We start from the raw sequence: 15,477 nt of genomic DNA, 5'->3' as shown, positions 1-15,477 counted from the left end.
ACCGCGACCAGGTTTCTCAAGGGCGAGGTCAGGAGGCCGGTCAGCGCGCGGGTCATGCGGCCGAACCTAGGGGGTGGACGCGCCCCACGGCAAAGCTCTTCCACCGAAACAGCCGCCGATCCCGCCCGGCGCCTGAGACCAAAGCGTCCCCCGCGCGCGCAAGCCCACTGTTCACGCCCCTCCGCACGGCGCTATCCTGCCACCGACGGGATCGGTCGGGAGGGCCGGGCCCCGTCCTTGGGGTGCGCAGCCGACGTGAACGACGACACCGGGCCCGACACGACGCCGGCTCTGGGCGAAGCTGATCTGCGACGCCTGAACTGGGCGCTGGCCGCCTATGCGCGCTGCTCCGCCGCCCTGATCCACTCCGCCGACCCAGCCGACCTGGTGACCAGCATCTGCGAGGCGATCGTCGGCCAGGACGACTATGTGCTGGCCGCCGTGGGCCTGGCCGAATCCGGCCCCGGCAAGCCGGTGCGCCTGTTGGCCGCCGCCGGCAAGGCCCGGGGCTATCTGGACGGATTGAACCTGAGCTGGGACGAGACCCTGGTCGGCGGCTCCGGCCCCACGGGTCGCGCGATCCGCAGCGGTGAGCCGCTGATCATGCGCGACGCCCTGGCCGACGCGATCTTCACGCCCTGGCGCGGGAAGGCCCGGTTGTTCGGGATCCGCTCCAGCGTCACCGTGCCCTTCAAGCAGGGCGACCAGGTCATCGGCGTGATCCTGGTCTATGCGGGGCGCGCCAACGCCTTCGGCCCCCGGGAGCTTGAGCTGTTCTGCGAACTGGGGGCGGAGCTCGTCTTCGCGATGTCGGTGGCCGAAAGCCGGGCGCGGCTGGCGGCGGCGGAAGTCGCCCGGCGGGCGGCGGAGGACGCCACCCGCGAGGCCCAGGCCGACCTGACCCGGGCTGGCAGACTGTTGTCGGTGGGAGAGTTCGCCTCCTCCATCGCCCACGAGCTCAACCAGCCGGTCGCCGCCATCATCACCAATGGCGACGCCGCCCTGCGCTGGATGGATCGCGACCAACCTGACCTGGCCGAGACGCGCGCCGCGCTCAAGCGGATGATTCGCGACGCCCATCGCGCCAGCGCGGTGATCACACGCACGCGCGGCTTGCTGGCCAAGCACGAACCGAACTACGAGACCCTGGATATCAACAGCGTCGTGCGGGAGGTCCTGGCCTTCACGCGCGGAGAACAGGGGCGGGCGAGGGTGACCGTGCAGACGGAACTGACGGTGGGTCTTCCCATGGTGCGCGGCGACCGGGTGCAGCTGCAGCAGGTCCTTCTCAACCTGGTGCTCAACGCCCTGGACGCCATGGCGGACATCATGGATCGGCCCCGCGCTTTGAAGATCCGCAGTTCTCCCGGGCCCGACGGCGGCGTGCGGGTCGAGGTAGAGGACAGCGGCCGCGGCCTGGATCCTGACGGCGTCGACCGGCTGTTCGATCATTTCTTCACCACCAAGGCCGGTGGCGTCGGCCTGGGTCTGCCGATCTCGCGCTCGATCATCGAGGCGTCTGGCGGGCGGATGGAGGCGCGGGCCGCGCCGACCGGCGGCGCCCTCTTCCAATTCTCCCTGCCGGCGGCTGGCGAGGCCGTGGCGTGACCGCCTCCGACACCATCATCGTCGTCGATGACGACCTGGGAGTCCGTGAGGCCCTGGACAGCCTGTTGAGGTCGGTCGGGCTCTCGGTGCTGCTGTTCGGCTCGGTGCAGGAATTCCTGGCGGCCAAGCTGCCGGACGCGCCCTGCTGCCTGGTGCTGGACGTTCGCCTGCCGGGCCAGAGCGGCCTGGACCTGCAGGACGAACTGAGCCGCGCCGACATCCGCTTGCCGATCATCTTCATCACCGGCCATGGCGACATCCCGATGACGGTGCGGGCCATGAAGGCCGGAGCCGTGGAGTTCCTGGCCAAGCCGTTCCGCGACCAGGACCTGCTCGACGCCGTCCGGCTAGGACTCACCCAGGACCGCACGCGTCGCCAGGAGGACGCCGGCGAGGCCGAGCTGCGCCGGAAGTTCGAGACCCTGACCCCGCGCGAGCGCGAGGTCCTGGCCCTGGTGACCACCGGTCGGCTGAACAAGCAGATCGCCGGCGAGATCGGGGTCAGCGAGATCACGGTGAAGGTTCATCGCGGCCAGGCCATGCGCAAGATGGCCGCCCGCTCGCTCGCCGATCTGGTGCGGATGGCCGACCGCCTGGGCCTGTCGCCGCCCGGCGGCTGAACCGGACCTACACCAAGGTATAGGTCGGCCTAGACCTAGAGCTCCCGCGCGCACCCCAAGATCAGATTGGCGCCGCGCGTCATCCGGCCTTCAATCATCTCGTCCTGCAAGTTGCGCCTGGCCGCGTCCGCCAAGGCCCACATGCATCCGCTTGATCGAGAACGTCCGCGATGGAAATGGCAGCCTCGACCCGCCGGCCGACCGTGATCGTGGATGACGACCCATCGTTCCGGGAGGCCCTGGAAGGCCTGATCCAATCCTTCGGCCACCCGACCCTCAGCTTCCCTGGCGGGGCCGAGGCCCTGGCCTCGGGTCAGTTGCGGGACGCCGCCTGCCTGATCCTGGATGTTCAGATGCCCGGCATGACCGGACTGGAGCTTCAGGCGCGGCTGAAGGCTGACGGCGACGCCCGCCCGATCATCTTCATGACCGCGCAGGGGGACCCGCGCGTGCGCGCCCGCGCCCTGGCCGCCGGCGCCCTTGAAGTGTTGGCCAAGCCCTTTGATCGCGACGTCCTGCTGGGCCTGATCGAGGCCGCCGCCGCCCTCTGACACCGGCGACCTATACCAAGGCGCCATCCACCCTATGCCCGTGAGACCCACAACCGTCCGCAGGTCCAATTGCGGCGCCAGGTTGTCGCAACCTACCCTGCTGGCGACATCGCGATCCACTCTTCGACAAGGACTACACAGATGGCCGTCGAACATATCCTGGGCCACAGCGCCTCGATGCGCTGGATCGGCGATCCCACGCCCTTCACGGCGCGCGCGGGCGCGCAGATCGGGCGGCGGCCGCTCAGGGCCCTGGTGGTCGATGACAATGACGGCAACCGCCAGCTGCTGAGCGCCATCCTCCGCTCCCAGGACCTTGAGGTCGACATCGCCAGCTGCGGCGAGACCGCAGTCGAGGCGGCCCGCCAGACCGCCTTCGACCTGATCCTGATGGATCTGAACATGCCCAATATGGACGGCCTGACCGCGACCCGGCTGATCCGCCAACAGGAATCGGCCCAGGCCGGTCGTCGCACCAAGATCGTCATCGTCAGCTCCCAGGGCGCGGCCAGCGACATGGCCAGGTCCCGGGCCGCCGGCGCCGATCAGCACATCACCAAGCCGGTGGATCTCGCCGCCCTGATCGACCTGGTGGAACGCCGTCAGCGAGCCGCCCTGGTGGAATCTTGCCTGCGCTGGCTGAAGGGCCGACTGATGGCCGGCGCCCGGGCCTAACCCGCGCAGACCCCTGGCTTGCGATCGGTCCAGGGCGCCATTTCCTCCAACGCGCCCGCGATGCGGAAGATCAGGTCCTCTCGCCCGAAGTCGGCGATCGCCTGCACGCCGATCGGCAGGCCGAGCGCGCTCCAGCCGCCGGGGATCGAAGCCGCCGGCTGGCCGGTCATGTTGAAGGGCGCGGTCAGCGAGACCCCCATGGCGGCGTTGGCCGGATCGGCCGCCAGGACGTCGAGGCGCGGGGCCACATAGGGCGAGGTCGGCATCAGCAGGATGTCGTGGTCGGCCCACCAGGCCTTCATCGTCCGCGACCAGGCGTGGATGGCCTCCATCGTGGCGATATAGACCGGCGCGGGCAGCTTGCGCCCGGCGGCCAGGGCGCCGGCGGCGGCGGGCATCAGGTCGCCCGGCCCCGGCTCGACGCCGGTGCGGCGGATCAGGTCCTCCAGTTCATGAGCGATCCAGGCAGTGACCACCACCCCCAGCCACTCCGGTCGCAGATTGGCGAAGGCCGGCGGCGAGGCCTCTTCCACCACGCAGCCTGCCTCGGCGAGGCGCTGGCCCATCAGCCGCACGGCGGCGACGCACTCGGGATCGAGCGCCCCGCCCAGGGGATGGTGGGTCATCAGTCCCACCTTCAGACCCCGGACGCCGGCCCGCACCTCGTCGAGATAGGCGCGCACGGCGGCCGGCGCGGCATAGGGATCGCCGACGCCGGGCTTGGACAGCCAGTCCAGCAACAGGGCGCTGTCGCGCACCGAGCGGGTCAGGACGTGGCGGCACACCAGCCCGCCCCAGGGATCGGCCTCCAACGGCGCGTTGGAGACCCGGCCACGCGAGGGCTTCAGGCCGAACAGGCCGTTGTAGCCGGCCGGAATGCGGATCGAGCCGCCGCCGTCTCCGCCATGGGCCACCGGCACGATGCGCGCCGCGACCGCCGCACCCGAGCCGCCACTGGAGCCGCCGGCGCTGTGCTCCAGGTTCCAGGGGTTGCGGGTGGTCCCATGGGCGTCGGTGACGGTGTTGACCTGCATGCCCAGCTCCGGCGTCGCGGTCTTACCGACGATCAGCAGGCCGGCGCGGCGCATCTGGGCGATGGCGTGGCTGTCGTCCGGCTCATGCCAGTCGAGCTTCTTCAGATAGACCGAACCGCCATACCAGGGGTCGCCGGCGGTGGAGCCGTCCAGGTCCTTGACCAGGGTCGGCACGCCCCGGAGCGGGGTATCGGCCAGACCCGGGGCCTCGGCGGCGGCCAACGCCTTGTCGTAGAGCTTGTGGACCACGGCATTGAGGCTGGGGTTCAGGGCTTCAATGCGATCGATGGTCGCCTGGACCAGTTCGCGCGGCGAGATCTGGCCCGCCGCGATCAGCTCGGCGCACCCCATGGCGTCCAGATTTTCGATATCCAAGTCCCACTCTCCCGCCACACCAGACGCCTGTGCGAGACGGGCTTAGCCCGCACCCTCTGTCAAGGTCGGCCGTCCTGCGTCATGGTCATCGAGGCTTCGCCGCGTCATCCGTTGGAATCGACGGCGCGGCGAGAGGATCCAGGTCAGATGGAGACGACGATGCGGCTTTGGCGAACGGGTCTGCGAGCCGTGGCGATGCTGGCGGCTGTGGCCTCCCTGAACGCCAGGGCCCAGGCCGAGAGCCTTCCTCCCGCGCCGTCTCCAGCCGTGACCGCGGCGGTCGGCGAGTACGGCGTCGGGGACAATCTGCTGACGGTCTATGAGAAGGACGGCCAGCTCTATCTGACCGGGCGCGGCCTGGACGCCGCCGCCCTGTGGCAGATGTCGCCCGGGCGCTACGCCGGGACCTTCGGCGAGGCGGCCTTCACGCCCGACGCGGTGACACTGGGTGGCGATCGCCTGCCCCGGCGCGACGTGGGCGCCGAGACCGTGGCGGAGATCCAGGCCGGGGTGAAGGCCGACCCCGCCCGGGTGCGCGCCGCGGCCCTGGCCGCCACGCCGCCGGTCGAGCCGCCGCCCAGGACGCCCTCCGACCTGGTCAGCCTGACCACCGTCGATCCCAGCATCAAGCTCGACATCCGCTACGCGACCACCAACAACTTCATGGGCTTTCCGCTCTATGAGCGGGCCGGCGCCTGGCTGCAGCGGCCCGCAGCCCTGGCCCTGGCGCGGGCGGCCCGGACCCTCAGGGCCCAGGGCTATGGCCTGTTGATCCATGACGGCTATCGCCCCTGGTTCGTGACCCGGATGTTCTGGGACGCCACCCCGCCCTACGCCCATGTGTTCGTGGCCGATCCGGCCCAGGGCTCACGGCACAATCGCGGCTGCGCCGTCGACCTCACCCTGTACGACCTCAAGACCGGTCTGCCGGTGGAGATGACCGGGCGCTATGACGAGATGTCGAAGCGCAGCTATGCCGACTATGTGGGCGGCACGAGCCGCCAGCGCTGGACCCGCGACCTGCTGCGCAAGGCCATGGAGGCCGAGGGGTTCAGCGTCTACCCCGAGGAGTGGTGGCACTTCGACTACAAGGACTGGCGCGACTACGCGATCGGGACCGAGACCTTCAGCCAGCTGGCGGCCGAGGGCCGCTGATCAGCCCGGCACGAACTGCAGCACGGCCGCCAGCAGGGCCAACCACGCCAAGGGCGCGGCCATGGCCGCCCAGGCCAGGGACTCCTGGCCGCGGCGGTACACCACCCAGGCGCCGAACGGCGCCAGGATGCAGACGATCCAGAAGGTCACCAGCAGCAGCAGGCTGAGCCAGGCCACGGGATTCATCAGATTGCCGGGGCGATCAAAGATCAGCGGCGAGAAGATGCAGGCCAGGGCGCCAAAGGCGGCCATGACTCCGCAGACCACGGTCGCCGCGATCATCCCCGCGAGCCGCCAGCGTCGCGACGTATCAGGCATTGCCTTGAGCCCCTTCGCCATGGCCGTTAGCGTTCTCATCCGACCTGGAGCCGTCAATGCGAATCGCGACTTGGAACGTCAATTCAATCAATGCGCGACTGGAAACGGTGTTGCGGTGGTTCGAAGAGGCGTCGCCGGACGTCGCCTGCCTCCAGGAGATCAAGTGCGTCGACGAGAAATTCCCCGCCGAGGCCTTCGAGCGTCTGGGGTACAACCTCGCCGTCCATGGGCAGAAGACCTATAACGGCGTGGCCCTGTTGTCCAAGACCCCCTTGGAAGATGTTCGTCGCGGCCTGCCCGGCGACGACGCCGATGAACAGGCCCGCTATGTCGAGGCCGTGGTGTCCGGACCCCGTCCGGTGCGGGTCGCCTCGATCTATCTCCCCAATGGCAATCCGATCGACACCGACAAGTTCGGCTACAAGCTGGGCTGGATGGCGCGGCTGAACGCCCATGTCCGCGAGCTCCTGCCGCTGGAAGAACCCCTGGCCCTGATGGGGGACTACAACGTCATCCCCGAGCCGCGCGACGCCGCCCGCCCCGAGGACTGGACCCGCGACGCCCTGTTCCAGCCCCAGAGCCGCGAGGCCTTCCGGGCCCTGAAGTGGCTGGGGCTGACCGAGGCCTTCATGGCGGTCGACGGCGCCCCGGAAAGCTACACGTTCTGGGACTATCAGGCCGGCGCATGGCCCCGGAACAACGGCATCCGCATCGACCACGCCCTGCTCTCCCCCCAGGCGGCGGACCATTTGAAGTCCTGCGTCATCCATCGCGACGTCCGCGGCTGGGACAAGCCGTCCGATCACGTGCCCGTGGTCGTGGACCTCGACCTCTGATCCTTCCGGCCGCCCGCGAACCAAGATAGCGTCGAGACCATGAGCGAGATCGCGCGCCTATTGCTGATGGTGGCCCTGGCGGGCACGGCCGTGACCTTCTTTGGCTCCGCCGCCATCTGGTACATGGATGAGACCCGTCGCATCCTGCGCTCGCTGCGCAAGGTGCTGCAGGCCGACCCTGAGGCCATGGTGGTGGCCCGTGGCCGGGGACGCGGCGCGGGCTTCTCCTTCACCACCGGCCTGGCGGCGGTGACCTGGGATTCCGGCGCCTGGTGCCTGATCTACCGGATCGACGAACTGGCCGGCGCCGAGATGATCGTCGATGGCCAGGTGCTGGCGCGCGCCTTCCGCAACGAGCCCCGCCGGGCGCTGGACCAGGTGGTCGGCCACGCCAGCCGGGTGACCCTGCGCCTCGTGTTCGACGACCCGCACCACCCGGATTTCGACCTGGACCTTTGGGTGGCCGGCGACGAACAGCGCCGGGCCGGCGGCTCGCCCGCCGAGGCGGTGTCGGAGGCCAATCGCTGGCTGGCCCGGGCCGAGGCGATCCTGCGCCGGCCCGCCCGCGCCGCGCCCGCACCGCCGCCGCCCGTGGTCGCCGCCCCGCCGCCACCCGAACCGCCGCAGCCCCAGACGCCCCATGCCCAGGCGGCCTGGGACGCGCCGCTTGCGCCCGAACCTGAACCCGAGTTCCGCCTGGAACCGCCGCCCATGCCGGCGGCTCGGGCGCCCAGGGCCGCCCCGCCCACGCCCGCCGAACCCGCCCAGGGTCGCCTGCCCCTGCCGCCCTGGGAGGACGGGGACGACATTACTTGACAGTGTAAATTTATGACGTCAATCTTCCCGGCGAAACGTCCTGGGAGGGATCGATGCAAAGCCTGATCGCTGCGGCGAGCTTCTTCGTGCTGCTTCACCTGCTGGTCTCCGGCACCCGGCTGAGGAATGTCCTGGTCGGCGTGGTTGGCCAGGGCGCCTATATGGGCGCCTTCTCCCTGGCCTCGGTGGCGGGGCTGGTCTGGCTGGGCATGGCCTATGGAGCCGCCCGCCACGCCGGCTGGAACGCCGCCTATTGGGACATCACCCCGGCCACCCGCCACGTTCAGCTGGGGCTGCAGGTCCTGGCCATGCTGCTGATCGTGCCGGGCCTCACCACCCCCAATCCGACCAGCGTCGCCCAGGAAGGGTCGCTGTCGAAGGCCAACGTGATCCAGGGCATGCTGCGCATCACCCGCCACCCGTTCCTGTGGGGCGTGGCGATCTGGGCGGCGGGCCATCTGGTCGTCAATGGCGACCGGGCCTCGATCCTCTTGTTCGGATCGATCCTGGTCCTGGCCCTGTTCGGGACCGTCAGCATCGACGCCAAGCGCAAGCGGGCCCTGGGCGACACCTGGACCGCCTTCGCCGCCCAGACCTCGAACCTTCCCTTCGGCGCGATCCTGACGGGTCGTCAGAGCCTGAAGATCGGCGAGATCGGCTGGTGGCGGATCGCGCTGGCGCTTGTGATCTACGCGGCCCTGCTGTTCGGCCATCCCTATATCGCCGGGGTCAGAGCCCTGCCCTAGAGCCTTTTCGGTTCAGATGGAATCATCTGAGCCGAGCAAAAAGGCTCTAATTCAAACATTTAGAGCGCGTCGGACGGGCTAACCGGTTTCCACTTAGCCCTGACGCGCTCTAGCCCAGCGAGAAATCCACCCCGGCCTGGGCGTGGACGATGGCGGTGTCGACCACCGGCAGGCTGAGGTCGTCGGGCGACAGCAGCAGGCCGATCTCGGTGCAGGCGAAGATCACGGCGTCGGCGCCGGCCGCCTTGGCGGTGATGGCCAGGACTTCCGCCTTGGAGGCCGGTGAGATCACCGCCTGGCAGAGTTCGTCATAGATGATGGCGTGCAGACGGGCCCGGTCGGCCTCGTCAGGGATCAGGGCCTCGATGCCCCGGGCGGCCAGCCGGTCGCGATAGAAGCCCATCTCCATGGTGAAGCGGGTGCCGAGCAGCAGCGGCCTGCGGCTGCCGATCGCCTCCAGCGCCGCCGCCGTGGCGTCGCCGATATGGATCAGGGGAACCTGGACCGCGGCGGCCACCTGGTCGGCGACCAGATGCATGGTGTTGGCGCCGATCAGGATCGCCTCGGCGCCTGCGCCCTCCAGCCGGCGCGCCGCGTCGGCCAGCACCGCCCCAGCCGTCGCCCAGTCCCCGGCCGCCTGCAGCGCGGCGATCGGGGCGAAGTCCAGGGACCAGATGAGCAGCCGGGCGGAATGCAATCCGCCCAGCCGCTCCCGCACCAGGCGGTTGAAGGTCTGGTAGTAATAGGCCGTGCTTTCGGCGCTCATCCCGCCGATCAGTCCGACCAGGCGCATGCTCAGAGGTCCGCGTAGACGTGGCGCTCGCCCGCCTGACCCGGATGGGTCACCGCGCCCTTGTGGGCGGGGCCGACGATCTGGGCGTATTTCCACAGGGCGCCCGAGCCATAATTGGTCTCGCGCGGCTCCCAATGGCGCTTGCGATTCTCCAGCTCGATGGGATCCACCTCGAGGTCGAGGACGCCGGCGTCGGCGTCGATGTGGATGATGTCGCCGTCCTGGATCAGGGCGATCGGCCCGCCCATCTGGGCTTCCGGACCGATGTGACCGACGCAAAGGCCGCGCGTGCCGCCGGAGAACCGGCCATCGGTGATCAGGGCCACCTTGTCGCCGCGCCCCTGGCCGGACAGCGCCGCCGTGGTCGACAGCATCTCGCGCATGCCGGGACCGCCCCGGGCGCCCTCATAGCGGATGACCAGGACGTCGCCGTCCTTGTAGTCCCCGGCCTCGACGGCGGCGAAGCAGGCGTCCTCGCCCTCGAAGCAGCGGGCCGGGCCGCGATGGCTGCGGTGGCTGGTCATGCCCGCCACCTTGACGATGGCGCCGTCGGGGGCGAGCGAGCCCCACAGGCCCACCACGCCGCCGGTCGGTGACAGCGGGTTGGAGACCGGGCGGATCACCTCCTGGTCGTCGCGCCAGACCACGTCCTTGACGTTCTCGGCGATGGTCTTGCCGGTCACGGTCATGCAGTCGCCGTGGATATAGCCGCCCTCCAGCAGGGTCTTGAGCAGCATGGGCATGCCGCCCGCCTCGCCCATGTCCTTGGCCACGAAGCGGCCGCCGGGCTTCAGGTCGGCGATGTGCGGGGTGCGCAGGGCGATCTCGGCGAAGTCGCGCAGGGTGAATTCGATCCCGCACTCGTGGGCCATGGCCGGCAGGTGCAGCCCGCCATTGGTCGAGCCGCCGGTCGCCGCCACCACCGCCGCCGCGTTCTCGAACGACTTGCGGGTGATGATGTCGCGGGGCCGCAGGTTCATCTCGATCAGCCGCACCACGCACTCGCCCGACGCCACGGCATAGGCGTCGCGGCTCAGATAGGGCGCGGGCAGCGAGGCCGAGAGCGGCAGGGCCAGGCCCATGGCTTCCGACACGCAGGCCATGGTGTTGGCGGTGAACTGGCCGCCGCAGGCGCCGTCCGACGGACAGGCGTGCTGTTCCAGGCTGCACAGGTCCTCCAAGCTCATCTTGCCGGCCGAGTGCATGCCGACGCCTTCGAAGACATCGACCACCGTGACGTCGCGCCCCTGCCAAGAGCCGGGCAGGATCGAGCCGCCATAAAGGAACACCGACGGCACGTTCAGGCGCAGCATGGCCATCATCATGCCCGGCAGGGACTTGTCGCAGCCGGCGATACCGACCAGGGCGTCATAGCCGTGGCCGCGCATGGTCAGCTCGACCGAGTCGGCGATCAGGTCGCGGCTGACCAGGGACGAGCGCATGCCCTCATGGCCCATGGCGATGCCGTCGGTGACGGTGATGGTGCAGAACTCGCGCGGCGTGGCGCCGGCCTTCTTGACGCCTTCCGAGACCGCATGGGCCTGGCGCATCAGGGCGGTGTTGCACGGCGCGGCCTCGTTCCAGCACGAGGCGACGCCCACGAAGGGCTGGGCGATCTCCCGGCTGCCAAGGCCCATGGCGTAGTAGTAGGACCGGTGCGGCGCGCGCGCGGGCCCTTCCGTCACATGGCGGCTGGGCAGGTTCGACTTGTCCCAGGTTCCATCGGGCTTGCGGGTCATGGCTGCGCCTCCTTCAAAGAGGCGTTCTCCCTAGCGGGCCAGAGCCTGCGGTGGAAGCGCCGGTTTCCCCACGCCCCCAGCGTCCGGCGCCGCGCCCCGCGGGTTCAGACCACCGGCCAGTCGGGCATGGCGATCTTCACCGGGGCGCCGGCCTCGGTGGTGGCCAGGTGCAGCAGGAAGCTGGCGATGCCGGCGGCGCCCTGCATGTAGCCGGTCTGGGCCTGGAGGAAGTCGGGCCGCTCGCGGTGCTCAGCCTGCACCCAGCGGCGGGCCCCGTCCGTCAGCTCCGAGACGTCCTCGATCACCCCGGCGCAGGCCTGGGCCAGCTCGTGATAATAGTCGTCGCCGGTGCGGGCGGCCATCAGCAGGGCGAATTCGCCGACCCCCGCGTCGCCGCAGCACTGGCCGAAATTGTTCCAGTAACCCGTTGATCGCGCACGCGGGGCGCCGGTGGCGATCAGCCCCTCGACCAGGGCCTTGGCCTCCGCCAGCCAGTGGTCCTCACCCGTCAGGGCGTGGAGTTCCAGCAGCAACCGGCCGGTGCCGGCCGGGCCGTGGCAGGCGCCCAGATAGAAGATCGGCCGGCGCGCCTCCTCGGTATGGACCACCAGCTTGCCGTGCTCGCCCATCGGCTTGGCGCGGCTCATGGTGTAGCGGGCCGCCTCCCGGGCGGCGTCGAGATAGCGGGCGTCGCCGGTTTCGCGGAACAGCTGGGTCAGGAAATAGCCGACGCCGGCGCCGCCATGGGCGAAGTTCGGCGCGGTGAACGGGAACGGCATGTCGTTCATCAGCCGCCAGCGCAGGCCGTCGGGATCGGGCTCGGCCACCTCCAGCAGCCGCTCGGCCACGGCCGTGGCCCAGGCCAGCGCCTGCGGATGCAGCCCCTGGCGATGGGCGTAGACCAGCAGCAGACCGGCGCCGGCTGCGCCCACCGACTGGTCATAGATTTCGCGTTGGCCGGAAAAGCCGGTGATGTCGGCGAACGGCGCCGTCTCGATCCAGCCGATGCCGGCGCCCACCGGGGTCGACTGGGCGTGCAGCTTGTCCAGGCAACGCACGGCGCAGGCTCGGAAATCCTCGCGCCCGCTCACCCGCGCCAGCTCGCCCATGGCGAAGGCGTAGCCGGGCCAGCCCGTGGACATGGACACCGACAGGCTCTCCTTGCGCGCCAGATATTCGACCACCTCCTCGCCGGCGGCGACAGCCTCGGCCAGGGCCCCGTCGTCCTGGCCGGCGGCGTGCAGCTCCAGCAGCAGCAGGATCACCCCGCTGGACCCGTGATAGAGGCTGTAGTCGGCGATCGCGCCTTCGTCGTCCCACCGCCGCCACTTGGCGCGGCCCTCGACCTTCTGGGCGCGGATGAAGTTCACCGCCTGCAGGGCGGTGGTCATGTGGCGGTTCACGGCGTCTCTCTCCCGGGGCCCTTGAAGCAGGCCTTCAGCTGTTGGCGCCAAATGGCGGCGAACCGGCCCTAGGGTCAAGCTCGGGCGCGCAGTCGCCCATGGCGCGAGCACCACAATGGTGACAGGCTGCCCCCACAACCAGACGCCGGAGGCCATGACGCCAACCGACGCCCGAGGCAGACAGGGAGCCCGTCGCGCATGACAACCTTCCAACTCAACGGCAAATCGGTGACGCCGAGATCGGCGGACGACACCCCGCTATTGTGGGTGATCCGCGACGAGATGGGCCTGACCGGCTCCAAGTTCGGCTGCGGCATCGGCCAGTGCGGCGCCTGCACCGTGCATGTGGACGGCCAGGCGGTGCGGTCCTGCGTGACCCCGGTCAATGTCGTCGACGGCTCCAAGGTGACCACCATCGAGGGGCTCGATCCCCACGGCCGCCACCCGCTGCAACTGGCCTGGATCCAGGACCAGGTCCCCCAGTGCGGCTACTGCCAGTCCGGCCAGATCATGCAGGCCGCCAGCCTGCTGGCCGGCACGCCGCATCCCACCGACGACGAGATCGAGGCGGCCATGAACGGCAATCTCTGCCGCTGCATGGCCTATGTCCGGATCAAGCAGGCGATCAAGCGCGCCTCGGGAGCGGTCAAATGAACAAGCTCGTGCGCATGGGCGATGCTCGGCCCGCCCCAACCCGCCGGGGCTTCCTGATCGCCGCCGCCGGAACCGGGGTCACCCTGGGCTTCACTGGGGCCGCTTTCGGTTCAGTGGGCCTGCCCGGCCCGGCCGGCGCCGGCCTGGTCGAACCCACCCTCTGGTTCGGCCTGGACAAGACCGGCCACGTCACGGTCCACATCATCCGCGCCGAGATGGGCCAGCATGTGGGCACCGCCCTCGCCCGCATCGTCGCCGAGGAGCTGGAGGTCGACTGGAGCAAGGTCTCGATCGACCACGTTGATTCAGCTGCGAAATGGGGCCTGATGGTCACCGGCGGCAGCTGGTCGGTCTGGCAGAGCTTCCCGCAATTGAGCCAGGCGGGCGCCGCCGGCCGCATCGCCCTGATCGAGGAAGGCGCCAAGCTGCTGGGGGTCGATCCCGCGTCCTGCACGGCGCGCAGCGGGGTGGTGCATTCCGGTTCGAAATCCATCAGTTACGGCGACATCGTCGCCAAGGGGAACCTGGCCCGCAACTACACCCCCGACCAGCTGGCCAAGATGCCGATCAAGCCCGCGTCCCAGCGCCGCCTGATCGGCCAGGACATTCAGGCGCTCGACATCCCATCCAAGACCAATGGCGAGGCGCGCTATGGCCTCGACGCCCACGTCCCCGGCATGGTCTTCGCCCGTCCGAAAATCCCGCCGACCCGCAATGATTCCAAGGTCGTCTCGGTGGACGACGGTGCGGCGAAGTCGGTCGCCGGCTATCTTGGCTACAAGGTCCTCAACGATCCGTCGGGAACCGTCCCCGGCTGGGTCATGGTGCTGGGCGAGAGCTTCCACGCCGCCTATGCCGCCAGCGAGAAGGTCAATGTCGCCTGGAGCACGGGCGAGGCGGCCAATGTCTCCGAGGCCGATCTCCAGGCCCATGCCGCCCAGCTGATCGCCGACCCCAAGGCGGGATCGCTGGTGGTCGAGGACCCCGGCGTCGACGCCGCCTTCGCCGGCGCCGCCAAGCGCATCGAGGCCACCTACACCACCGCCAGCGTGCTGCATTTCCAGATGGAGCCGATCAATGCGCTCGCCTTCGAGAAGGACGGCGTCTTCGAGATCCATACCGGCAATCAGTGGCAGTCGCTGATCCTGCCCACCCTGGCCAAGGCGCTGGGACGGTCAGAAGATTCCATCGTCCTGCGCACCTATCTGCTGGGCGGCGGCTTCGGGCGACGGCTGAACGGCGACTACATGGTCCCCGCCGCCCTGACCGCCCAGGCCATTGGCAAGCCGGTGAAGATGGTCTGCACCCGAGCCGACGACGCCCGCTTCGACAGCTTCCGCTCGCCCTCGGTCCAGACCCTGCGCATGGCCTTCGGGGCCGGCGGCAAGGTCACGGCCATGGACCACGCGGCCGCCGCCGGCTGGCCCACCGAGGTCATGGCCCCGTTCTTCATGCCCAAGGGCGAGAACGGCGTCCCCTATGATCCCTTCGCGATCAGCGGGGCCAATCACTGGTACTCGACCGGCGCCCAGCGGGTGCGGGCGATTTCCAACGACCTGGCCAATCGCAGCTTCCGACCTGGCTGGCTGAGGTCGGTCGGGCCGGGCTGGACCAACTGGGCGGTGGAGAGCTTCATGGACGAGGCGGCCCACGCCGCCGGCGTCGACCCCCTCGCCTTCCGCCTGGCCCTGCTGGACGGCGCCGGCCGCAACGCCGGCGGTCCGCCCAGCGCCGTGGGCGGGGCCAGGCGCCAGGCCGCCGTGCTGGCCGCCGTGGCCAAGAAGGCGGGCTGGGGCGCGAAGCTTCCGGCGAACACCGGGCTCGGCATCGCCACGACCTTCGGCCAGGAACGCGACATGCCGACCTGGACCGCCTGCGTCGCCAAGGTCCATGTCGACCGCAGGACCGGGGCGGTGAAGGTGCAGAAGCTGACCCTGGTCACCGACGCCGGGACCATCGTCCATCCGGACGGCGCCCTGGCCCAGGTGCAGGGGGCGAGCCTCTGGGGCCTCAGCCTGGCGCTGTTCGAGGGCACGGAGTTCGCCAAGGGCCAGGTCGCCGACACCAATCTGGACACCTACACGCCCCTGCGGATGAGCGACGTGCCGGAGCTGGACATCAGCTTCACCCCCAGCACCGAGCCTCCCGCCGGCC

Annotated in this window: 15 protein-coding genes; 10 read left to right on the top strand and 5 right to left on the bottom strand. The window is 69.9% G+C overall.

The features are described from left to right. Positions 1-255: 255 nt before the first annotated feature. The 4 genes from Q7P21_RS13000 (at position 256) to Q7P21_RS12985 (ending at position 3,454) form a co-directional block, all read left to right on the top strand. Positions 256-1,608 (top strand): sensor histidine kinase, encoded by a 1,353-nt coding sequence (locus Q7P21_RS13000; protein ID WP_304177399.1) that lies wholly within the window; start codon positions 256-258, stop codon positions 1,606-1,608. Continuing rightward, a complete protein-coding gene (locus Q7P21_RS12995; protein WP_304177398.1) occupies positions 1,605-2,228 on the top strand; it encodes a response regulator transcription factor in 624 nt (207 codons plus the stop codon). Before Q7P21_RS13000 ends, Q7P21_RS12995 begins: the two co-directional genes overlap by 4 nt. A gap of 170 nt (positions 2,229-2,398) precedes the next feature. Next, entirely contained in the window at positions 2,399-2,779 is a 381-nt protein-coding gene (locus Q7P21_RS12990; protein WP_304170621.1) for a response regulator transcription factor, read from the top strand. Between the two features lie 141 nt (positions 2,780-2,920). After that, the gene (locus tag Q7P21_RS12985; RefSeq protein WP_304177396.1) at positions 2,921-3,454 is read left to right on the top strand and encodes a response regulator; all 534 of its coding nucleotides are present in this window, start codon (positions 2,921-2,923) and stop codon (positions 3,452-3,454) included. On the opposite strand, the gene Q7P21_RS12980 is transcribed toward Q7P21_RS12985, so the two are convergent. Further along, a complete protein-coding gene (locus tag Q7P21_RS12980) occupies positions 3,451-4,863 on the bottom strand; it encodes an amidase (protein WP_304177395.1) in 1,413 nt (470 codons plus the stop codon). The two genes, Q7P21_RS12985 and Q7P21_RS12980, sit on opposite strands and share 4 nt — an antisense overlap. A 159-nt stretch (positions 4,864-5,022) precedes the next feature. Here Q7P21_RS12980 and Q7P21_RS12975 point away from each other — a divergent pair, with 159 nt between their 5' ends. Then, entirely contained in the window at positions 5,023-6,018 is a 996-nt protein-coding gene (locus Q7P21_RS12975) for a M15 family metallopeptidase (protein WP_304177393.1), read from the top strand. Here the strand turns inward: Q7P21_RS12975 and Q7P21_RS12970 are convergent, their stop codons facing one another. Next, entirely contained in the window at positions 6,019-6,336 is a 318-nt protein-coding gene (locus tag Q7P21_RS12970) for a hypothetical protein (RefSeq protein WP_304170614.1), read from the bottom strand. 56 nt (positions 6,337-6,392) lie between these two features. Between Q7P21_RS12970 and xth the strand changes: the two genes are divergently transcribed. The 3 genes from xth to Q7P21_RS12955 are packed head-to-tail and all read left to right on the top strand — an operon-like array spanning position 6,393 to position 8,734. After that, positions 6,393-7,172, top strand: a complete 780-nt coding sequence (gene xth / locus Q7P21_RS12965; RefSeq protein WP_304170612.1) for an exodeoxyribonuclease III — start codon at positions 6,393-6,395, stop codon at positions 7,170-7,172. A 39-nt stretch (positions 7,173-7,211) separates the two neighbouring features. Continuing rightward, a complete protein-coding gene (locus tag Q7P21_RS12960) occupies positions 7,212-7,988 on the top strand; it encodes a hypothetical protein (protein WP_304170610.1) in 777 nt (258 codons plus the stop codon). Positions 7,989-8,041: 53 nt separating this feature from the next. Continuing rightward, complete coding sequence (locus Q7P21_RS12955) at positions 8,042-8,734, top strand: NnrU family protein (RefSeq protein ID WP_304170609.1); 693 nt, start codon at positions 8,042-8,044, stop codon at positions 8,732-8,734. A gap of 109 nt (positions 8,735-8,843) precedes the next feature. On the opposite strand, the gene Q7P21_RS12950 is transcribed toward Q7P21_RS12955, so the two are convergent. The 3 genes from Q7P21_RS12950 to Q7P21_RS12940 form a co-directional block, all read right to left on the bottom strand. Further along, complete coding sequence (locus Q7P21_RS12950) at positions 8,844-9,527, bottom strand: aspartate/glutamate racemase family protein (protein ID WP_304170608.1); 684 nt, start codon at positions 9,525-9,527, stop codon at positions 8,844-8,846. A 2-nt stretch (positions 9,528-9,529) separates the two neighbouring features. Next, positions 9,530-11,266, bottom strand: coding sequence for a dihydroxy-acid dehydratase (gene ilvD, locus Q7P21_RS12945; protein ID WP_304177392.1), 1,737 nt, complete (start codon positions 11,264-11,266; stop codon positions 9,530-9,532). Between the two features lie 104 nt (positions 11,267-11,370). Further along, complete coding sequence (locus Q7P21_RS12940) at positions 11,371-12,669, bottom strand: lanthionine synthetase LanC family protein (protein WP_304170086.1); 1,299 nt, start codon at positions 12,667-12,669, stop codon at positions 11,371-11,373. 198 nt (positions 12,670-12,867) lie between these two features. Here Q7P21_RS12940 and Q7P21_RS12935 point away from each other — a divergent pair, with 198 nt between their 5' ends. Together Q7P21_RS12935 and Q7P21_RS12930 are read left to right on the top strand one after the other, a co-directional pair. Next, positions 12,868-13,323, top strand: a complete 456-nt coding sequence (locus Q7P21_RS12935; RefSeq protein WP_304170085.1) for a (2Fe-2S)-binding protein — start codon at positions 12,868-12,870, stop codon at positions 13,321-13,323. Next, on the top strand, positions 13,320-15,477 hold a 2,158-nt coding region (locus Q7P21_RS12930; RefSeq protein WP_304177390.1), incomplete at its 3' end, for a molybdopterin cofactor-binding domain-containing protein. The genes Q7P21_RS12935 and Q7P21_RS12930, both read left to right, overlap by 4 nt.

Source organism: Phenylobacterium aquaticum, assembly GCF_947378715.1.
Classification (GTDB): Bacteria; Pseudomonadota; Alphaproteobacteria; order Caulobacterales; family Caulobacteraceae; genus Phenylobacterium; species Phenylobacterium aquaticum_A.
This window is presented reverse-complemented; position numbering and strand designations above follow the sequence as displayed.